Genomic DNA, 20,144 nt, shown 5'->3' with positions numbered 1-20,144 from the left:
AAAGTGGCTGACCACTACGAAGTTCTCGGGGTCTCGCGTGAGGCGACCCCCGATGAGATCAAGAAGGCGTACCGCCGGCTCGCCCGCGAGCTGCACCCGGACGTGAACCCTGGGGAGGACGCGTCAGAGCGCTTCAAGCTCGTCACGCACGCGTACGACGTGCTGAGCGACCCGGAGCAGCGCGCGAACTACGACAGGGGCGGCGACTCGCCGTTCGGCGGCGCCGGCGGATTCGGCGGCTTCGGCGACATCTTCGAGACCTTCTTCGGCGGAGCCGGCGGGCAGCGGAACGGGCGGCCCCGGTCGCGCCGCGAGCGGGGACAGGACGCCCTCGTGCGGGTCACGCTCGACCTGAAGGACGTCGTCTTCGGGGTGCACCGCGACCTGGAGGTCGACACGGCCGTGCTCTGCGAGACGTGCGACGGCTCGTGCACGCAGCCGGGCACCTCGCCCGTCACCTGCGACATCTGCCACGGCACCGGTCACGTGCAGCGCCAGGTGCGCAGCCTCCTCGGCAACGTGGTGACCAGCCAGCCGTGCGGGTCGTGCCAGGGCTACGGCACCACCATCCCTTACCCGTGCGCGACCTGCCAGGGCCAGGGTCGCGTCCGGGCGCGCCGCACCGTGTCGCTCGACATCCCCGGCGGCGTCGAGACCGGCCTGCGGCTCCAGCTGCCGGGCTCCGGCGAGGTCGGCCCGGCCGGCGGACCCAACGGCGATCTGTACATCGAGGTCACCGTCACTCCCGATCCGGTGTTCAGCCGCGAGGGCGACGACCTGCTGGCCACGCTCGAGGTGTCGATGTCCGACGCGATCCTCGGCACCGAGACCACCATCGAGTCGCTGGACGGACCGGTCGACCTCGAGGTGCGCGCCGGCGTCCAGGCGGGCGATGTGCTCACCATCAAGGGCCGCGGCATCACGCCGCTGCGCGGCACCCAGCGCGGCGACCTGCGCGTCGGCGTGCACGTGGTGACCCCGACGCGCCTGGACGCGAAGGAGCGCGCGCTCATCGAGGACTTCGCCAAGCGCACCAAGGCCCCCGCGCCGCAGCTGGCCGAGTTCCATCAGGGCCTGTTCGCGAAGCTCCGCGACCGCTTCCGGAACGCCTGAGCGGCGGCAGGACATGGCGCTGCACTTCGTCGTGGACGATGCCGCGACCGCCCAGCCGGGAGAGCGCATCGCACTGACCGGCGCCGAGGCGCACCACGCCGCCGCGGTGCGCCGTGTACGGGTGGGCGAGACGGTGACGCTCGGCGACGGCCGCGGCGTCCGGCTGACGGGGGAGTGCGTGTCGGTCACGCCCCGCGAAGTGGTGGTCGAGGTCGTCGCGCGCGCGCTCGACGAGCCGCTGCGCCCCCGGCTCGTGCTGGTGCAGGCGCTCGCGAAGGGAGACCGCGACGAGCTCGCGATCCAGGCGGCGACCGAGCTCGGCGCCGACGAGATCGTGCCGTGGCAGGCTGCGCGCAGCGTCTCGCGGTGGGATGCCGCGAAGGCGGCCAAGGGCCGTGCGCGCTGGCAGAGCATCACTAGGGAGGCCGCCAAGCAGGCCCACCGTGCCTGGATCCCCGAGGTCGCCGAGCTGCACACCACGACGATGCTGACCGCGCGGGCCGCAGCATCCCGTCTGCTGGTGCTCGAGCCGACCGCCGACGTGGCGCTCAGCGCGCTGCCGTTGGCACCGGAGGACGAGCGCGACATCGTCCTGGTGGTGGGCCCGGAGGGCGGGATCGACGACCGCGAGCTGACTGCTCTGGCCGGCGCCGGCGCCACCGCCGTGCGCCTGGGTGCGACCGTGCTGCGCACCTCCACAGCCGGCCCCGCCGCCCTCGCGGTGATCAGCACCGCTCTGGGCCGGTGGTGAGCCCCGTCGATAGACTGGGCGAATGAGCGAACCCTCGATCTTCAGCCGCATCCTCGCCGGCGAGATCCCGTCAGAGATCGTCGGCGAGACCGACAACGCGTTCGCGATCCGCGACATCGCGCCGCAGGCGCCCGTCCATCTGCTCGTCATCCCGAAGACGCAGGACTACCGCAACGTGGTCGAGCTCGCCGCGGGTGACCCCGACCTGCTCGCCGAGCTCATCGGCCTCGCCAACAGCCTCGCGACGGAGCACACCGGCGGCGACTTCCGCCTCGTCTTCAACACAGGTCCGAGTGCAGGGCAGACCGTCTTCCACGTCCACGCGCATCTGCTGGGCGGCGAACTCGACGAGAAGAGCCTCCGTGGCTGACGACACCCCGATCGTGGAGACGGTGTACGCCGACGGCGTCGCCATGGTGCAGCTCCTCGGCCCGCAGGACCGCCTGCTGCGCGTGGTCGAGCGCGAGCATCCCGACGTGGACGTCCACGTGCGCGGCAACGAGATCACGCTGACCGGCGACGCCGACGCCGTCGCCGCCGCCCGCGCCCTGGTCGACGAGCTCATCGTCATGACCCGCGCCGGCCACGGCCTCGACCCGGCCGACGTCGCCGTGTCGGGTCGCATCCTGCGCGCGGAGGGCGGCGCGCGCCCCTCGGAGGTTCTCGGCGAGGCGATCCTGTCGTCGCGCGGCAAGGTGATCCGCCCGAAGACGCCAGGGCAGAAGGCCTACGTCGACGCCATCGAGGAGAACACGATCGTGTTCGGGATCGGCCCCGCCGGCACGGGCAAGACCTACCTCGCGATGGCCAAGGCCGTGCAGGCGCTGCAGCGCAAGGAGGTCAGCCGGATCATCCTGACGCGGCCCGCCGTCGAGGCGGGGGAGCGGCTCGGGTTCCTCCCCGGGAGCCTCACCGACAAGATCGATCCCTACCTCCGGCCGCTCTACGACGCACTGAACGAGATGATCGACCCCGAGCTCGTGCCCAAGCTGATGGCCAGCGGCACGATCGAGGTGGCACCGCTCGCCTACATGCGCGGGCGCACGCTCAACGACTCCTTCGTCGTCCTCGATGAGGCGCAGAACACGACGCCCGAGCAGATGAAGATGTTCCTCACCCGGCTCGGGTTCGGCACCCGGATGGTCGTGACCGGCGACATCACCCAGGTCGACCTGCCCCAGGGCAGCTCGGGCCTGCGCCTGGTGACACGTGTGCTGAACGACATCGACGACATCCACTTCGCGACGCTGACCAGCGAGGACGTGGTCCGGCACACCCTGGTGGGCCGCATCGTGGACGCGTACAGCGAGTACGACGAGCGTCGCCTCGCCGCCCGGCGCGAGCGCGATGAGGCGTCCGAGTTCGCCGGGCGCACCGAACGACGACAGGCTCAGGATCCGCGGGCCGGCCGCAAGAGCGGGCCACGAGATCACCTTCCGAAGCGAGGACGACCATGACCATCGAGATCGGCAACGAATCGGGCGTCGACATCGACGAGACGGTGCTGCTGCGGCTCACCGAGCACAACCTCGCGCACCTCAACGTCAGCGCCGATGCGGACGTCGCGATCCTCCTGGTCGACGAGGGCGCCATGGAGGCCCTCCACGTGCAGTGGATGGACGAGCCCGGCCCCACCGACGTGCTCAGCTTCCCGATGGACGAGCTGCGGCCGGGCACCGAGGACGCCCCGACGCCGGCCGGGCTGCTCGGGGACATCGTGCTGTGCCCGCAGGTCGCCGAGTCGCAGGCCGTCGCGGCGAAGCACACCACGATGGATGAGCTGATCCTGCTCACCACGCACGGCCTGCTGCACCTCCTCGGGTTCGATCACGCCGAGCCCGACGAGGAGCGCGAGATGTTCGGTCTGCAGAAGCAGCTCATCCAGAGCTTCGCGGCGACCGAGCGACATCGCCACGACGCATGACCGCATTCCTCCTCCTGCTCGCCGCGCTGCTGCTCGTGGCGTTCGGATCGCTGATGGCCGCGGCCGACGCCGCCCTGGCGGTGACCTCGCGCAACGACCTCGCCGAACTGGGTGCGCAGGGCCGCAACGCCACGGCGCTGCGACACATCTCCGAGGAGCCGGAGGCGCACGCCACCGCGGCGCTGTTCATCCGCATCCTCTCCGAGACCACCGCGGCGGTCCTGGTCACCGTCGCCTTCACCATCCTGTTCGAGAGCCTCTGGTGGGCGATGCTCGCCGCGGCGATCCTGATGACCGGGATCTCGTTCGTGGTGGTCGGCGCGAGTCCGCGCAGTGTGGGGCGCCAGCACGCGAAGGGGCTGCTGCGCGGCGCGGCACCTCTCATCCGCGGCGTCCGCGTGATCCTCGGGCCGCTCGCCCACGGACTGGTCGCCCTCGGCAACCGGGTCACGCCGGGCGTCACCGGCTCCACGTTCGCGTCGGAGGAGCAGCTGCTCAGCATCATCGACGAGGCGGCGTCGCAGGACCTCATCGAGGAGGACGACCGCGAGCTCATCCACTCGGTGTTCGACTTCACCGACACCTTCGTGCGCGCCGTGATGGTCCCGCGCACCGACATGCTCACGGTCGACGCGACCGCCACCATGCGCGACGCGATGACGATCTTCCTCGACAAGGGCGTCTCACGGATGCCGGTGGTCGATGATGAGGCGGACGACGTCGTCGGCGTGCTGTATCTGAAGGACCTGGTGCAGTTCGCCTACCGCGACGACACGGCGTGGCGGGACGCGCCGATCAGCCGCATCTCGCGCCGCGCGGTCTTCGTGCCGGAGTCCATGAAGGCCGAGACCCTGCTGCAGCAGATGAAGCGCGAGTCGGTGCACGTGTGCCTCGTCGTCGACGAGTACGGCGGCGTCTCCGGACTCGTCACGCTCGAGGACCTGATCGAGGAGCTCGTGGGCGAGATCGCCGACGAGTACGACCCCCGCGCGGACGAGATCGTCGAGCTCGACGACGGCCGCTACCAGGTCAGCGCGCGACTGGGTCTCGATGCCGTCGGCGACCTGTTCGGCATCGAGCTCGAGGACGACGAGGTCGACTCGGTGGGCGGCCTGCTCGGCAAGGCGCTCGGACAGGTTCCCCAACCAGGGGCCACGGTAGAGCACGCGGGTCTCGTGCTCACCGGAGGCACCTCCCGCGGACGCGGACGCGGACTCGCGACCGTGTTCGTGCAGCGCAGCACCGGCAGAAAGGGACGAAGATGAGCCAGGAACCGCAGGAGGAGACCCGCTCGGGGTTCGTGACGTTCGTCGGGCGCCCCAACGTCGGCAAGTCGACGCTGACCAACGCCCTCGTCGGCGAGAAGGTCGCGATCACCAGCGACAAGCCCCAGACCACGCGCCGCGCCATCCGCGGCATCCTCAACCGGCCCGCCGGGCAGCTGGTCATCGTCGACACCCCCGGCATCCACAAGCCGAGGACGCTGCTCGGCCAGCGGCTGAACGACCTCGTCGAGAGCGTCCTGGGCGACGTCGACGTGATCGGCTTCTGCGTCCCCGCGATCGAGAAGGTCGGTCCGGGCGATCGTCGCATCGCCGAATCGCTCGACGGCTACCCGCGGGCGAAGAAGGTCGCGATCGTGACGAAGACGGATGCGTCGACCCGCGAGCAGATCACGGAGCGGCTCCTGGAGGTGGACGCCCTCCGTGACGACTGGGCTGCCGTCATCCCGCTGTCCGCCCTCACCCGCGAGCAGCTCGACGTGCTCACCGACGAGCTGCTGGCGATGATGCCGACCGGACCCGCTCTGTACGAGGAGGGCGTCGTCACCGACGAATCGCTCGACGACCGGATCGCCGAGATCATCCGCGAGGCCGCGCTCGACGGCGTGCGCGACGAGCTTCCGCACTCGATCGCCGTCACGATCGAGGACATCTCCGCGCGGGAGGACAGCGACCTCACAGACGTCTTCGCCAACATCGTCGTGGAGCGCGACAGCCAGAAGGCGATCATCATCGGGCGCAAGGGCTCCCGTCTGGCCGATGTCGGCCGTCGTGCCCGCGCGGGCATCGAACCGCTCGTCGGCGGCCGCGTGTATCTGTCGCTGCACGTGCGGGTGGCCAAGGAGTGGCAGCGCGACCCGAAGCAGCTCGGTCGGCTGGGGTTCTGACATGGCGATGCACTGGATCGCCCCGGCGTGGGGGAGCCCCGACCTCTGGCAGTTCGTCGAGCAGGACGTGCCCGCTCCCGCCGAGGGCGAGGTGGTGATCCGCGTGCACGCCGCGGGGATGAACCCGGCCGACTACAAGCACGTCGCCGCGCCGCGCTCGGGGACGACGCTGCCCGTGGCCATCGGCTACGAGGTGTCCGGCGAGATCGCCGCGATCGGACCCGGGACCCGCATCGCCTCGGGCGACGCCCGCGTCGGCGATCGGGTCGTGGCCTTCCGTGTCCAGGGCGGCTACGCGACGGAGCTGCTCGTCCCCGCGGATAAGGTGCTCGCGGGACCCTCGGCGCTGCGTCACGAGGAGGCGGCCAATCTGCTGCTGGCCGGCACCACGGCCAGCGAGATGCTGCACGTCGTCGGTGCCGCGGAGGGGGAGACCGTCGTGCTCCACGGCGCGTCGGGAGCCGTGGGCGTCGCCGTGCTGCAGCTCGCCGCGGAGCGCGGCGTGCGTGTGGTCGGCACCGCGAGCCCGGCGAGCTTCGAGCGGGTGCGCGGGTTCGGCGGCATCCCGGTCGAATACGGCCCCGGTCTGGCCGACCGCGTGCGCGCGGCCGCCCCCGAGGGTGTCGCCGCGGCGCTCGATGCCGTGGGCACCGACGAGGCCGTGGACACGTCGCTGGAGCTCGTCGCCGACCGCGACCGGATCGTCACGATCGCCGCGCCCCAGCGAGCCGCCGAGGCCGGGTTCCGCGCCATCGCGGGCGCGCAGCCCGCGAGTGCGGCGTACCGCGACGGCGTTCGCGCCGAGCTGATCGCCCTCGCGGACGCGGGGCGCCTGCAGGTGCCGCTGGCCCGCACGTACCCCCTGGCCGAGGCGCGCGAAGCCGTCCGCTTCCTCGCCGAGGGCCACCCCGGGGGCAAGATCGCCCTGGTGCCCTGAGCTCAGTCCGCCCGCGAGGTCGCCACGCTCCACGCCAGCCGCACCAGCTCCGCGTGGGCGAGGTCGTTGTGGGCGCCGGAGGCGCCCTGGAGCTCGGCGATGACCTCGCTCGCCTCGATGTTGTGCACGGTTCCCGCCGCGAAGTGGTCGGCGGGTCGTGAACCTGGTCGGAGCGGCGGCAGCTCGACGGCTCCTTCGACGCCCTGCGCGCCGAAGGTGCCGATGCCGCCGTACTTGGGCAGATCGTCGCCGAGCAGGAACTGGCCGGCGAGGCGCACAGCGAGCGGGTAGAACCTCCCGACCGCGTGGTCCCATCGCGACCGTGTGACCAGGATGGGCCCCGACACGAATCGCGGCGTGACCACGTCGGCGAAGTAGCCGCGACCGCGGCCGATGCTCTCCGGCACCGACTCCGCGAAGGCCCACAGCGACACCGCACCCTGGACCAGGAAGAGCGAGTCCACCGGCCGCGGCGGCGGGGGCGGCACATCGCCCGGGCCGCGGACGGCCCCCGAGACGACGATCGTGCCGAAGCTGTGCCCCAGCAGATGCACGCGCGCGGGGGTGGCGTCCATGACCGCGCGGACGAGCCGAGCGGCACCCCGTTCACCGAACTCCCGCGCCTGATTCTTGCCGTGCCAGAACGTCAGCTGACGCAACGGGGTCAGCACCGCCTCGCGGAGCTTGCGGAACCATCCGTCGCCCAGGAGGCCGTCGTCCGGCTGCGCCTCTGCCGCCGTCTGGAATGCGGCATCCGGATCCCACCCCCCGCCGAGCAGCGGCTCGTCGCCGTCGTCGGCGGCCGTCGCCGCCGCGATGACGCGGTAGGCGTCGGCGACATCGGCCGGCAGGGCGTCCTCGTCGGTCGCATCCTGGCCGGGGTCGACCTCGGCCGCGTAGGCGAGCACCGTCGACAGGGCCGCCCGGACCTCCGGCGAGTCGCCCAGCTGCGCCGCATACTCGTCGACGGCCTCGTCCACCGTGATGGCGTCCCCGTCCGCGGCCGGCTCGTCGCCCAGCAGGCCGCTCGGCGCGCCCTTCAGCTCGCGGTCGCTCCACGCCTTGCTGGGCCAGTGCAAGCCGATCACGAAGGGACGGATGCCGTCGCCCTCCGTGTCCGGGTCGGCGGCGCCGATCCAGCGGTCGTACTGGCTGATCGCGTCGTCGTAGTCGCCCTGCCAGCCGTGACTGAGGATGAACACGTCGGTCACCGCCGCCGCGGCGTCCGTGAGGGCGGCGATCGCCTCGGCGCTCGCCACGGTGCCGTCAGGGTCTCGCACCTCGTCGCCGCGCTTGTCGTACGCGATCAGGAAGTACTGCTGGGACGAGCCGGGGATGCGGCGCAGTGCCATGGTGGTCCTCCAGGTGATGCGGGTCGGGTCAGGGGCTGCGCACGAGCGCCGGTGCGACGACGGTGTCGGTGTCGCAGTGCACGCCGTAGAGCAGCCCGAGCGGGTTGTTGTGCTCGGCGAGGAAGTGCTTGCGCAGCTCGAGCACGACCTCTCCGAGGGGCCGTCCGGCGAACAGCTCGTCGAAGAACGCCTTCGCCCATTCGCTCGCGAACAGCCCGGGTGTCTTGCACTCCGTGCCGATGACGCCCCGCGCGCCCTTCGCGAGGAAGTAGGGCACGAAGCCGTCGTAGAAGTTGGGGGTGAGCTCACCGGACTCGCACGCGTTGATGAAGACGAGCGGATGGCTCTCCAGCACGTCCTCGATCGGCGCGAACACGGCGAGCTGGCCGAGCGAGACGCTGGTCGATCCGGTGAAGATGAGCCGGGAGTCGTCCGAGTCCTTGGACGATGCCTCCGCGTGGCAGTAGAGGTAGAGGACCTTGTCGGTGGATCCGGCGGCGAGGGCGCTCTTGACCAGATCGTCGACGCTCGCACCCTCCGTCAAGGCGACGCCACGACCGCCCCAGTAGCGGCGCTGCTCGGCCACCGGCTTGGACGGCATCGATTCGTCGATGCTGTCGTTGAAGAGCGCCCGCACGCGCATGTCAGGCGTCGAATCGATGGTGATGGCCGGCGGGACCGCGGAGATCTCGGCCATCGGTATCTGCTCGACGACATGGCGCATCCCGATGAAGTTGTCCCACGACGGCGGGGCGGCGTCGAACCGATCGGTCAGGTACATGAGCGCCCAGGGGACGGGGAATCCCGTCGACACGACCTGGAGCGTGGTGGTGGCGCCGGACAGGGTCTCGCGCAGCCAGATCCCGACGTCCTTCAGCGCGCGGGAGGCCTCCGGTCCGGCGAAGATCGACTGGAACAGCCGGAATCCCGCGAAGGCGAGGCCCTGCAGGAACGTCCAGGCGTCGGCCGGCGAGATGGTCATGTTCAGGGCGACGTCGCGGTTCTTCACGGTGTCGAGCAGCACTTCGCGCACGCCCTCGATGCGGGCGGCGAGCTCATCGGGGGTGATCCTGATCTCGATCGGGTCGGGCGAGACGGCGGTCGCGATGAGCTGATACCCGCCCACGGCCGGCAGGAACTGCATCGTCGCGGTGCGCTGCTCGAGCACCTGCGCGGCGCCGACCGGGCGCCCGTAGCTGGTGACGGCCGGTGCGGCGTCCGTGCCCACATCGAAGGTGACGTCGAGACGCTGCAGGAAGTTGCCCGCGACGTCGACGAGGACGCTGACGGTCGACGGGCCGTCGTGATTCGGCGTGATCTCGAATAGGGCACGCCCCTTCGATCGGCCGTCACGCCCGACCGTGAGGGTCTGCGGGTGCGCCGGGGTATCGAAATCGCTGCTCACGAGCGTCACGGACAGATCGATGGAGTCTGCGGCGTCCGGGATGCGCAGAGTGGCGACGGCGGCAGCCTGGGCGGTCGCGCTCTTCTCGCCGAAGAACACCGCGAACGTGTAGGGCGTCGCGACCTGGAGCGGGTTGCCGTCGTTGTCGACCTCCGCGTTCAGCCAGGTCTGCACCTCGTCACCGGCTGCCGGCGGCGCCGCAGGCGGGGCAGCGGGTGCGGCGGCGACCGGCGGTGGAGCGGCAGGTGCGGCGGCCACCGGGGGAGGGGCCAGCTCGGGCGGAGCCTCGGCCAGCGGCTCCGTGACCGGCTCCGTGGCGCCGAGGAGTCCGTCGGAGCCCGGATCATCGGCGGCTGACTCGACCGGCTCCGCTCCGCTTGCGCCCGGGTCCAGCGCCGCCGTCACGTCGCGGATCGCAGCATCCATCTCCTCGTCCTCGCCCGCACCGAATCCGAGCTCGCCCGCGTCCACGCTCGCCTGGTACGCGGCCGCGATATCGGGGTACTCGTCCAGCGCCCGCGCGATGACGAGTCCCTGCTCGGTCAGGTTACGGGCGGCCTGCCACGCGCCGTCCGCGACGACCGCGTCGTACAGGTCGACCACGGACGCCGGGAAGAACTCGGCGACGTAGGCACGCCCGCGCGGATTCCGGAAGGCCGCCGCCAGGAGGACGACCTCGAATGCCCGCTCCTCGAAGGACCCCATGGCGCCCCCGCCCACGCTCGCGCGGGACCCACCCCCTGGATCCCGTCTGTCCACACAGTAGTGAGGGCGGTCACCCCGTGCCAGATACCTACCCGGCGATCTCCTGCAGGGCGGATCGGATGATCACGACGCCCGCGCCGAAGTCGTCGTCGGCGGCCTGCTGCCACGTTCCGTCGTCCCACACGACGTCGACCCACAGGTAGCCGTCCTGCGGGGTGGTCGCGAGCGCGTCGGGGCCGAGACGGTCGGTCACCTGGGCCTGGATGTCGAGCAGAGCGGCCTCGTCCGTCGTGCCCGGTTCCCCGCCGGTCGGGTCGGGCGCCATCATCGGGTCGTAGAGCGCGAGCATGATCGGCGCCTGCGTCCGCGTGAATGTGTCGCCGTCGTACGTGCCCTGCACGGCGTACGCACCCCAGGTGACATCGCCGGACGACTCGCTGCCGTCGACGCCGTCCCACGACCAGTTCTCGAGCGGGATGCCGGAGCACTGCGGGGGGTACGACTCGGCGATCGCGCCCAGGCACAGCTCGACGCTGCCGCCTTCGTCCATGACCGTGCCCTGGCCGATCACCTCACCGGCCGGTGGGCCGGGCGCGGTCGATCCGAGCGACAGCCCGGGGGCGGCATCGGAGGCTCCCGATGACGCCGCGGGCGTGGCGCACGCGCTCAGGACGAGCCCGAGGACGCTGAGCGAGAGCAGGGCAGAAAGTCGGCTGCGACGGTTCATACCTCTTCAGTGTCGCGCAGAAGTGGATCGTCTCACCCCGATCCGCCGCATCCTGCCCAGCGGCATCCTGCTACCATCGAGACATGCGCTTCGGCCAGCTCCTCCTTAGCTGCCGCGACGAGGCCTCGTTCTAGGGCCTTCCTCGTCGCGGAGCTCGGTGTTGGCCCGCCTCATCTGACGAGAGAACAGCGACATCATGGACAACACCCAGAAGCCCTCGGGCATGCCGGTGCACAAGTACCGCCCCTTCCACGAGCAGATCCGCGTCGAGCTGCCCGACCGCACCTGGCCGGGCGCCCGCATCACGCAGGCGCCGCGATGGTGCGCCGTCGACCTTCGCGACGGCAACCAGGCCCTCATCGACCCGATGAGTCCCGAGCGCAAGCGGATCATGTTCGATCTGCTCGTGCGGATGGGCTACAAGGAGATCGAGGTCGGCTTCCCCTCGGCGAGCCAGACCGACTTCGACTTCGTCCGCCAGCTCATCGAAGAGGACCTCATCCCGGACGACGTCACCATCCAGGTGCTGACGCAGGCCCGCGAGCACCTCATCGAGCGCACCTACGAGTCGATCCGCGGCGCCAAGCAGGCGATCGTGCACCTGTACAACTCGACGAGCGTGCTGCAGCGGGAGGTCGTGTTCCGCACCGACAAGCAGGGCATCATCGACATCGCACTCGAGGGCGCCCGCCTGTGCCGCGAGTTCGAGAAGCGGGTCCCCGAGACCACGGTCTACTACGAGTACTCGCCGGAGAGCTACACCGGCACCGAGCTCGAGTTCGCGGTGGACGTCTGCAACCAGGTGCTCGCCGTGTTCGAGCCGACACCCGAGCGCAAGGTCATCATCAACCTGCCGGCCACGGTGGAGATGGCGACGCCGAACGTCTACGCCGACTCGATCGAGTGGATGAGCCGCCACCTCGACCACCGCGAGAACGTGATCCTCTCGCTGCACCCGCACAACGACCGCGGCACGGCCGTGGCCGCTGCCGAGCTCGGCTACATGGCGGGGGCGGACCGGATCGAGGGATGCCTCTTCGGCAACGGCGAGCGGACGGGCAACGTCGACCTCGTCGCGCTGGGCATCAACCTGTTCACGCAGGGCATCGACCCGCAGATCGACTTCAGCGACATCGACCAGGTGAAGCGCACGGTCGAATACTGCAACCAGCTGCCGGTGCCCGAGCGTAGCCCGTGGGCGGGCGACCTGGTGTTCACCGCCTTCAGCGGGTCGCACCAGGACGCGATCAAGAAGGGCTTCGAGTCGATGGAGGCCCGAGCGGCCGCCGAGGGCGTGACGGTCGACGAGATCGAGTGGGCAGTGCCATATCTGCCCATCGACCCGAAGGACCTGGGCCGCTCGTACGAGGCGGTCATCCGGGTCAACTCGCAGTCGGGCAAGGGCGGCGTCGCCTACCTGCTGAAGACCGACCACGCGCTGGATCTGCCGCGCAAGCTCCAGATCGAGTTCTCGGGCGTCGTGCAGGCCAAGACCGATGCCGAGGGCGGCGAGGTCACCAGCGACCAGATCTGGGCGATCTTCCAGGACGAGTACCTGCCCTCCGACCACGCGCACGAGCGCTGGGGCCGGTTCGAGCTGCTCGGCACCCGCACGCAGAGCGATCTGTCCGGCGATGTCGCGCTCGATGTCACCCTCCGCGACGGCGACGACAGCGCGGGAGCGGCCGGGCACGGCAACGGCCCGATCGCCGCGTTCCTCGACATCGTGCGCCAGCGCGGATTCGACATCTCGCTGTACGACTACGTCGAGCACACCCTGAGCGCCGGCGGCGACGCGCAGGCGGCCGCCTACGTCGACCTGCAGGTCGACGGGGTGCGGCTGTGGGGCGTGGGGATCGACGGCGACATCTCGACGGCATCGCTGAAGGCGATCGTGTCGGGCGTCAACCGCGCGATCCGCACCAGGCGGAGCGAACTCGCGGCCGTCTGAGCCTCAGTCGAGCGGGCGCAGGATCCGATCCAGGAAGCGCTTGGTCCGTTCGTGCGCGGGCGCCGTGAACAGCTGTTCCGGCGTCCCGCGCTCGACCACTGCTCCCGCGTCCATGAAGACGACCTCGTCGGCGACCTGACGCGCGAACGCGAGCTCGTGCGTGACGACGACCATCGTCCACCCCTCGGCCGCCAGCTCGGTGATCACCTTCAGCACCTCGCCGACCAGTTCGGGGTCGAGGGCGCTGGTCGGCTCATCGAACAGCAGCAGCGACGGGCGCAGTGCGAGGGCGCGGACGATCCCGACCCGCTGCTGCTGCCCACCGGAGAGCCGGTGCGGATACGCGTCGCGCTTGTCGCTGAGGCCGACACGCGCGAGGAGCGCCTCCGCGTCGGCGATCGCCTCGTCCTTCTGCCGCTTCTGCACCCGCACCGGGCCCTCGATGACGTTCTGCAGCACCGTCATGTGCGGGAAGAGGTTGTGGTGCTGGAAGACCATCCCCGACCGATCGCGCACGGCGAAGCGGGTCGCAGGCGGCAGCCCCGCCGAGAAGTCGGCATCGGGGCCGCCCTCGAACGCGAGGGTGCCGGCATCCGGCGTCTCCAGCCCGTTCAGCGAGCGCAGGACTGTGGTCTTCCCCGAGCCGCTGGGGCCGATCAGCACGACGACCTCGCCGCGGCGGACGTCGAGATCGATGCCGCGAAGCACCTCGTGCTCGCCGTAGCTCTTGCGCAGGCCGCGCACGGTGAGCAGTGTGTCAGGCTGCGACATAGCGGTCGAGCCTCCTCTCCACGCGATCCTGGGCGGCCGACAGCACCAGGCAGAACAGCCAGTAGACGAGCGCCGCCTCGAGGTAGAGCAGCATGAACTCCTGACTGAACGCGGCGATCTGCTGGGCCACCCGGAAGAGCTCGGTGACCAGGATCAGCGACGCGAGCGAGGTGTCCTTCACGAGCGAGATGAAGGTGTTCGACAGCGGCGGCACGCTCACCCGCGCGGCCTGCGGCAGGATGATGCGCCGCAGGGTCATGCCGCGCGACATGCCCGTCGTGTACGCCGCCTCCCACTGCCCGGCCGGAACGGACAGGATCGCGGCGCGGATGACCTCGGCGGCGTACCCGCCGACGTTCAGGGAGAACGCGATGATCGCACTCGGCCACGACGGGATCGTCACCCCGATCGAGGGGAGGCCGTAGAAGATCACGAACAGCTGCACGAGCAGCGGCGTGCCCCGGATGACCGAGATGTAGCCGCGGGCGATGCCGGAGACGACGCGGTTGCCGGACAGCCGCATGAGGGCGACGCCGAGCGCGATGACCAGGCCCAGCGCGAACGAGGCGAGGGCCAGCGGGATGGTCCCGCTGATCCCGCCCCAGACGATCGGCCAGAACGAGCTCAGCGCGAGCTCGAGGTCGCTCAGGTCGCTCATCGGCTACTGCGAGACATCGGCACCGAAGTACTTCTCACCGAGCTCGGCGAGGACGCCCTCCGTGCGCAGCTCCTCGAGCGCGGCGGTGATGGCGTCGGCCAGCTCGCCGTTCGCCTTCACGAGGGCGAAGGCCGACTGCGACGAGTCCTCGGTCTCTGCGGCGATCTTCAGTCCGCTGCCCGGGTTGGTCGTCTGGTAGTCCAGGAAGGTGAGCTTGTCGTTGATCGTGGCGTCGACGCGCCCCTGGTCGAGCAGGGTGACGGCCTGCGCCCAGCCCTCCACGGCCTCGACCTTCGCACCGGAGTCCTGCGCGAGCTCGTACCAGTTGCTCGTCAGCGACTGCGCGGTGGTCTTGCCGGCCAGATCGTCGAAGGAGGCGATCGAGTCGTCGGACTCCTTCGTGACGATGACCCCGGGGGAGACCGCGTACGGCGCGCTGAAGGCGTAGGTCTCCTCGCGGTCCGGCGTGATCGAGACCTGGTTCGCGATGACGTCGAACCGTCCGCCTTCGAGGCCCGCGAAGATCGCGTCCCACTGGGTCTCCTGGAACGACACCTCGAGGCCGAGCTTCTCGGCGACGGCCTCGGCGATCTCCACGTCGTACCCGACGAGCGGGCCCGTGCCGTCCTCGTGGTAGCTGAACGGGCGGTACGTGCCCTCGGTCGCGACGGTCAGGGTGCCGGAGGCGACGAGGTCGTAGCCGGCGTCGGCGGCGGAGGACTCGGGGGCGGCGGTGGAGCTGCAGCCCGAGAGCGCGAAGACGGAGGCGAGAGCGATGGCGGAGACGCGGAGTGCGGCGCGGCGTGACATGGAGGATTCCTCGTGGGATGCGGTCGGTGCAGCTCGCACGAGCGTGCGGGCAAGCTTCGAGTCCATCACGAAACCCTCGCCCCGCCGAATCGCATTACCCCCGGTTGCGGGTCATTCCGTCCCGGTGACGATCGGGATCGCCGAGGTCTCCACGGCGACCTTGCGACGATAGAGCCGGCGCTGCTCAGGCAGGGAGATGTCGAAGATCACGGCGAGCAACCGGATGACCGTCGTCACCGTGACGCCGGCGATCGCCGCGGCCAGGAGCGGCACGCCGAACGCGTGGGCGACCGCGAGGACCAGCGATCCGGCGGCAGCGGCGACGGCATACAGCGAGCCGACGTGCATGATCGCGACCGGCAGCCCCATGATGACGTCGCGGAGGATGCCGCCGCCGACGGCGGAGCACACGCCGACGAACACGGCAGGCACGAGCGGCAGCCCGAGCGCCAGGGCCTTGCTCGTGCCGAAGGCGCCGAACAGTCCGATCACGAGGGCGTCGAGACCGACGATCAGACGGTTGAGCCGCTGGAAGAGCCCGGCCAGCAGCATCCCGACGAGCGCCGCCATGACCGCCGTGAGCAGATACCAGTTGCTCTGCAGCGTGGTCAGGGTGGTGTTCAGGAGCAGGTCGCGGATCAGACCGCCGCCCATGCCGACGACGGTGCCGATGATCGTCACGCCGAGCAGATCCAGGCGGCGCTGGCCGGTGAACCCGGACGCGAAGAGCGCCCCCTGCACGCCGCCCAGTCCGACGGCGACGAGGTCTGCCCACAGCGGGATCACGAAGAGCGGTTCGGCCACGCATCCATTGTCGCCTCATTGTCGCCGTTCGACGCGATAATCGAGTGTGCCCACCTACCGCGACGAGGTCGTGGTCCTGCGCACCCACAAGCTGGGTGAAGCCGACCGCATCGTCACCATGCTCAGCCGCCGCCACGGCAAGCTGCGCGCGGTCGCGAAGGGCGTGCGGCGCACGTCATCGCGGTTCGGGTCGCGGGTGGAGCCGTTCATGGTCGCCGATGTGCTCCTGTACCAGGGCAAGTCCCTCGACATCATCCAGCAGGCCGAGTCGCTGGGTTCGTACGGCGCCGACATCGCGGTGCACTACGACCGGTACACGGCCGCGAACGCGATGGTCGAGGCGGCCGATCGGCTGAACGAGGCGGAGACGACACCGCAGCAGTATCTCCTGCTCGTCGGCGGCCTGCGCGCCCTCGCCCGCGGCGAGCACGTGGCGCGCAGCATCCTGGATTCGTATCTCCTGCGCGCCATGGCGCTGTCGGGGTGGGCCCCTGGTCTCGAGGAGTGCGCGCGGTGCGGTGCCCCGGGACCGCATGACTCCTTCGTCGCCCAGCTGGGCGGCATGGTGTGCAGCGCCTGCGCGCCGACGGGCGCCGCCCGCGTCGACCGCGGCACGGTCGGCCTGCTCACGTCGCTCATGGCGGGCGACTGGGACGCCGTGGATGCCGCGGGCCACGCGTCGACCGCGGCGGCATCCGGGCTGATCGCCGCCTACACGCAATGGCACCTCGAGCGCGGCATCCGCTCGCTCGCGCACGTCGCCGCACCGCAGGAGCCTCGCCGATGACCCCCAAGCCCTACACGCACCGCGACGCCGTGCCGTATCGCCCCCTGGACTGGACGGGGCAGTACCCGCCGGAGTTCCCGAAGCGAGGCGTCCCGGAGCACGTGGCCATCGTCATGGACGGCAACGGCCGCTGGGCGAACCGGAGAGGGCTCACCCGGATCGAAGGGCACAAGGCGGGCGAGGAAGTCCTGCTCGACGTCGTTGCCGGCGCGATCCAGGCCGGCGTGCGACACCTCTCGGTGTACGCGTTCTCGACCGAGAACTGGGCGCGCTCGCCCGAGGAGGTGCGCTTCCTGATGGGCTACAACCGCGACGTGCTGCACCGCCGCCGCGACCAGCTCAACGAGTGGGGGGTGCGCGTCCGGTGGGCCGGCCGCAAGCCTCGACTGTGGGGATCGGTCATCAAGGAGCTGCAGTACGCCGAGCAGCTCACCGCGGGCAACGACGTGCTCACCCTCACGATGTGCGTCAACTACGGCGGGCGCGTCGAGCTCGTCGATGCGATGCGGTCGATCGGCGAGCAGATCGCGGCAGGGCGGCTCAAGCCCTCCGCCGTCAGCGAGAAGCTCATCCGCCGACACCTCTACGTGCCCGACATGCCCGACGTCGACCTCTTCCTCCGGTCGAGCGGAGAGCAGCGCACATCCAACTTCCTGCTCTGGGAATCGGCATATGCCGAGATGGTCTTCCTCGACACGCTCTGGCCGGACTTCTCGCGGGTCGAGCTGTGGCGGGCGATCGGCATCTACCTCGATCGCGACCGGCGGTTCGGCGGGGCCGTCGACACGCCCGACGAGTCCGATTCATAGCCCGTCGGGAATGCATCGCCACGGTCGTGCCGTTGCACCCGGTATGACCCACCCCATCAAGATCGACGTGTGGAGCGACATCGCCTGCCCGTGGTGCTACATCGGCAAGCGCAATCTCGAGAACGGACTCGCTGCCGTCGCCGGCGACGAGGACGCCCCGCAGGTGGAGGTCACGTACCACTCGTTCGAACTGTCACCGGACACACCCGTCGATTTCGAGGGCGATGAGCTCGACTTCCTGGCCGAGCACAAGGGCATGGCGCGGGACCAGGTGCAGCAGATGCTCGAGCGCGTCACCGGCGTCGCCGCCGAGGCGGGACTCGCGTACCGCTTCGACCTGCTCAAGCACACGAACACCGTGAAGGCCCACGAGCTGCTGCACTTCGCGAAGGAGCACGGCCGCCAGCACGAGCTCGCCGAGCGCCTCATGTCGGGGTACTTCACCGAGGGCAGGCACCTCGGTCGCGAGGACGAGCTCGTCTCGCTCGCGACCGACGCGGGTCTGGAAGCGGATGCTGCGCGCGCGGCGCTGCAGAGCGGCCGCTACCTCGACGCCGTCAGGGCCGATCAGGCGCAGGCCCGCGCCTACGGCATCAGCGGAGTCCCGTTCTTCGTCATCGACGGGAAGTACGGCGTCAGCGGCGCACAGCCCGCAGAGGCGTTCACGCAGATCGTGCGGCAGGTGTGGGGCGAGCGCGGGGAAGCGGCCGAGACCGCGGACGCGGACTCGGTCGTCGCCTAGCGGGGGAGGTTCGCCTCGATCACCGCGACGATCTCAGGATCGTCGGGCTTCGTCTGCGGGCGGAACCGGTGCACCTCGCCGTCCGGGGTCACCACGAACTTCTCGAAGTTCCACATGATCGGGCCCTTCGCGCCCTGGGCGTTCCGCGCCTTCTTGAGCGCCTTGTACAGCGGCGCCGCGTGCGAGCCGTTGACCCTCACCTTGTCGACGATCGGGAAGCTGACACCCCAGGTGACCGAGCAGTACTCGAGGATCTCGTCCATCGAGCCCGGCTCCTGGCCCATGAACTGGTTGCAGGGGAAGCCGAGCACCTGGAGCCCACGGTCACCGTAGGTGCGCTGCAGCTCCTCGAGCTGTTCGTACTGCGGCGTCAGGCCGCACTTGGACGCGACATTCACCACCAGGAACACCCCGTCGCCGAAGTCGTTGAGGGTCTTCTGAACGCCGTCGGCGGTCTCGAAAGGGATGTCGACGATCTCGGACGTCAGCTGATCTGCCATGTCGTCCACGATATGCCCGCCGCGCACACGCTCGGCGCAGGTTCTTCTGGGAGAATGGACAGGATGTCCAGCACTCTCCTTCCCGCGCCCGCACTGCGCATCGGGCCCATCGCGCTCGACGCGCCTGTGGTGCTCGCGCCGATGGCGGGCATCACGAACACCGCGTTCCGCCGACTCTGCCGCGAGTACGGCGTGGGGCTGTACGTCAGCGAGATGATCACGTCGCGCGCACTCGTCGAGCGCAACGCGACCACGATGCGCCTGATCACCCATCACGAATCCGAGACGCCGCGCTCCATCCAGCTGTACGGCGTGGACCCGGCGACCGTCGAGGGCGCCGTCCGCCTGCTCGTGGACGAGGACCGCGCCGACCACATCGACCTGAACTTCGGCTGCCCCGTGCCCAAGGTCACCCGCAAGGGCGGCGGCGCCGCGCTCCCGTGGAAGCTCGGCCTGTTCCGCGAGATCGTGACGCGGGCCGCACGCGCCGCCGGAGACATCCCGCTCACGGTGAAGATGCGCAAGGGCATCGACACCGACCATCTCACCTTCCTCGATGCTGGCCGCATCGCGGAGGATGCGGGCGTCGCCGCCGTCGCGCTGCACGCACGCACGGCCGCAGAGTTCTACTCCGGTCAGGCCGACTGGTCGGCCATCGCCGCGCTGAAGGCGGCGGTCACCAGCATCCCCGTCCTCGGCAACGGCGACATCTGGTCGGCCGACGACGCCGTCCGGATGATGGCCGAGACCGGCTGCGATGGGGTCGTCGTCGGACGCGGCTGCCTCGGCCGGCCGTGGCTGTTCGGAGAGCTGGCCGCCGCGTTCGGCGCCGACCACCGACTCGTCGACGCGAACCTCGGGTTCGTGGCGGGGGCGTTCCGCCGTCACGCCGAGCTCCTGGTCGAGTTCTTCGACGACGAGGACCGTGGCTGCCGCGACATCCGCAAGCATGTGGCCTGGTACTTCAAGGGGTATCCGGTCGGCGGCGACACGCGCGCCCGCCTGGCGACCGTGTCGAGCCTCGCCGAGATCGACGATCTGCTGGCCACCCTCGATCTCGCGGCGCCGTACCCCGGCGCGGCCGCCGAGGGGCAGCGGGGCCGTGCGGGCACCCCGAAGCGCCCCGCGCTGCCCGATGGCTGGCTCGATTCGCGCGACCTGGCCGAAGAGGCCACCTGCGCCCTGGCCGAGGCGGAGCTGGACCACAGTGGCGGCTGAGCCGTCGGCC

At 70.4% G+C, this 20,144-nt stretch carries 21 protein-coding genes; 13 read left to right on the top strand and 8 right to left on the bottom strand.

The genetic code is table 11. The features are described 5' to 3' along the window. Positions 1-3: 3 nt before the first annotated feature. The 8 genes from dnaJ to Microterr_RS06875 are packed head-to-tail and all read left to right on the top strand — an operon-like array spanning position 4 to position 6,895. Complete coding sequence (gene dnaJ / locus Microterr_RS06910) at positions 4-1,113, top strand: molecular chaperone DnaJ (protein WP_263798714.1); 1,110 nt, start codon at positions 4-6, stop codon at positions 1,111-1,113. A 13-nt stretch (positions 1,114-1,126) separates the two neighbouring features. Further along, positions 1,127-1,864 carry a 16S rRNA (uracil(1498)-N(3))-methyltransferase gene (locus tag Microterr_RS06905; protein ID WP_263798715.1) on the top strand — a complete coding sequence of 246 codons (738 nt, stop codon included), beginning with the start codon at positions 1,127-1,129 and terminating at the stop codon, positions 1,862-1,864. A gap of 22 nt (positions 1,865-1,886) precedes the next feature. After that, the gene (locus Microterr_RS06900) at positions 1,887-2,234 is read left to right on the top strand and encodes an HIT domain-containing protein (RefSeq protein WP_263798717.1); all 348 of its coding nucleotides are present in this window, start codon (positions 1,887-1,889) and stop codon (positions 2,232-2,234) included. Between the two features lie 43 nt (positions 2,235-2,277). Then, positions 2,278-3,321, top strand: a complete 1,044-nt coding sequence (locus Microterr_RS06895; RefSeq protein ID WP_263798810.1) for a PhoH family protein — start codon at positions 2,278-2,280, stop codon at positions 3,319-3,321. After that, positions 3,318-3,788 (top strand): rRNA maturation RNase YbeY, encoded by a 471-nt coding sequence (gene ybeY / locus Microterr_RS06890; RefSeq protein ID WP_263798719.1) that lies wholly within the window; start codon positions 3,318-3,320, stop codon positions 3,786-3,788. Before Microterr_RS06895 ends, ybeY begins: the two co-directional genes overlap by 4 nt. Further along, on the top strand, positions 3,785-5,053 hold the full coding sequence (locus Microterr_RS06885) for a hemolysin family protein (RefSeq protein WP_263798720.1): 1,269 nt from the start codon (positions 3,785-3,787) through the stop codon (positions 5,051-5,053). The genes ybeY and Microterr_RS06885 overlap by 4 nt, the downstream gene beginning before the upstream one ends. Then, positions 5,050-5,958 (top strand): GTPase Era, encoded by a 909-nt coding sequence (gene era / locus Microterr_RS06880; RefSeq protein WP_263798721.1) that lies wholly within the window; start codon positions 5,050-5,052, stop codon positions 5,956-5,958. Before Microterr_RS06885 ends, era begins: the two co-directional genes overlap by 4 nt. A gap of 1 nt (position 5,959) precedes the next feature. Continuing rightward, positions 5,960-6,895 carry an NADP-dependent oxidoreductase gene (locus Microterr_RS06875; RefSeq protein WP_263798722.1) on the top strand — a complete coding sequence of 312 codons (936 nt, stop codon included), beginning with the start codon at positions 5,960-5,962 and terminating at the stop codon, positions 6,893-6,895. A 2-nt stretch (positions 6,896-6,897) separates the two neighbouring features. Here Microterr_RS06875 and Microterr_RS06870 read toward each other — a convergent pair whose 3' ends face one another. From Microterr_RS06870 to Microterr_RS06860, 3 genes are all read right to left on the bottom strand, one after another. Further along, positions 6,898-8,247, bottom strand: coding sequence for a hypothetical protein (locus Microterr_RS06870; protein WP_263798723.1), 1,350 nt, complete (start codon positions 8,245-8,247; stop codon positions 6,898-6,900). Positions 8,248-8,275: 28 nt separating this feature from the next. After that, a complete protein-coding gene (locus tag Microterr_RS06865; RefSeq protein ID WP_263798724.1) occupies positions 8,276-10,357 on the bottom strand; it encodes a CHAT domain-containing protein in 2,082 nt (693 codons plus the stop codon). An 88-nt stretch (positions 10,358-10,445) separates the two neighbouring features. Beyond that, positions 10,446-11,084, bottom strand: coding sequence for a hypothetical protein (locus Microterr_RS06860; RefSeq protein WP_263798725.1), 639 nt, complete (start codon positions 11,082-11,084; stop codon positions 10,446-10,448). Positions 11,085-11,280: 196 nt separating this feature from the next. Here Microterr_RS06860 and leuA point away from each other — a divergent pair, with 196 nt between their 5' ends. After that, positions 11,281-13,035, top strand: a complete 1,755-nt coding sequence (gene leuA, locus Microterr_RS06855) for a 2-isopropylmalate synthase (RefSeq protein WP_263798726.1) — start codon at positions 11,281-11,283, stop codon at positions 13,033-13,035. Between the two features lie 3 nt (positions 13,036-13,038). Here the strand turns inward: leuA and Microterr_RS06850 are convergent, their stop codons facing one another. From Microterr_RS06850 to Microterr_RS06835, 4 genes are all read right to left on the bottom strand, one after another. Next, positions 13,039-13,806: an amino acid ABC transporter ATP-binding protein gene (locus Microterr_RS06850; protein WP_281974263.1), complete on the bottom strand. Its 768-nt coding sequence runs from the start codon at positions 13,804-13,806 to the stop codon at positions 13,039-13,041. Next, positions 13,793-14,464 carry an amino acid ABC transporter permease gene (locus Microterr_RS06845; protein ID WP_263798727.1) on the bottom strand — a complete coding sequence of 224 codons (672 nt, stop codon included), beginning with the start codon at positions 14,462-14,464 and terminating at the stop codon, positions 13,793-13,795. The genes Microterr_RS06850 and Microterr_RS06845 overlap by 14 nt, the downstream gene beginning before the upstream one ends. Positions 14,465-14,467: 3 nt before the next feature. Further along, the gene (locus Microterr_RS06840; protein WP_263798728.1) at positions 14,468-15,274 is read right to left on the bottom strand and encodes an amino acid ABC transporter substrate-binding protein; all 807 of its coding nucleotides are present in this window, start codon (positions 15,272-15,274) and stop codon (positions 14,468-14,470) included. Between the two features lie 111 nt (positions 15,275-15,385). Further along, positions 15,386-16,078, bottom strand: coding sequence for a trimeric intracellular cation channel family protein (locus tag Microterr_RS06835; RefSeq protein ID WP_263798729.1), 693 nt, complete (start codon positions 16,076-16,078; stop codon positions 15,386-15,388). Between the two features lie 46 nt (positions 16,079-16,124). On the opposite strand from Microterr_RS06835, the gene recO reads away from it, so the two are divergent. Genes recO through Microterr_RS06820 form a run of 3 tightly spaced genes read left to right on the top strand, consistent with a single transcriptional unit; the run spans position 16,125 to position 18,416 of the window. Beyond that, entirely contained in the window at positions 16,125-16,865 is a 741-nt protein-coding gene (recO, locus tag Microterr_RS06830) for a DNA repair protein RecO (protein WP_263798730.1), read from the top strand. Continuing rightward, on the top strand, positions 16,862-17,674 hold the full coding sequence (locus Microterr_RS06825; protein ID WP_263798731.1) for an isoprenyl transferase: 813 nt from the start codon (positions 16,862-16,864) through the stop codon (positions 17,672-17,674). The genes recO and Microterr_RS06825 overlap by 4 nt, the downstream gene beginning before the upstream one ends. 43 nt (positions 17,675-17,717) lie before the next feature. Next, a complete protein-coding gene (locus Microterr_RS06820; protein WP_263798732.1) occupies positions 17,718-18,416 on the top strand; it encodes a DsbA family oxidoreductase in 699 nt (232 codons plus the stop codon). Here the strand turns inward: Microterr_RS06820 and Microterr_RS06815 are convergent. Continuing rightward, positions 18,413-18,916, bottom strand: a complete 504-nt coding sequence (locus Microterr_RS06815) for a glutathione peroxidase (protein ID WP_263798733.1) — start codon at positions 18,914-18,916, stop codon at positions 18,413-18,415. The two genes, Microterr_RS06820 and Microterr_RS06815, sit on opposite strands and share 4 nt — an antisense overlap. A gap of 63 nt (positions 18,917-18,979) precedes the next feature. Here Microterr_RS06815 and dusB point away from each other — a divergent pair, with 63 nt between their 5' ends. Beyond that, positions 18,980-20,134 carry a tRNA dihydrouridine synthase DusB gene (gene dusB, locus Microterr_RS06810; RefSeq protein ID WP_263798734.1) on the top strand — a complete coding sequence of 385 codons (1,155 nt, stop codon included), beginning with the start codon at positions 18,980-18,982 and terminating at the stop codon, positions 20,132-20,134. Positions 20,135-20,144: the final 10 nt, after the last annotated feature.

The sequence above is a fragment of the Microbacterium terricola genome (assembly GCF_027943945.1).
GTDB classification, from domain to species: Bacteria; Actinomycetota; Actinomycetes; order Actinomycetales; family Microbacteriaceae; genus Microbacterium; species Microbacterium terricola.
Note: the sequence above shows the minus strand (reverse complement) of the source record. Positions and strands in the feature narration are given on the sequence as shown.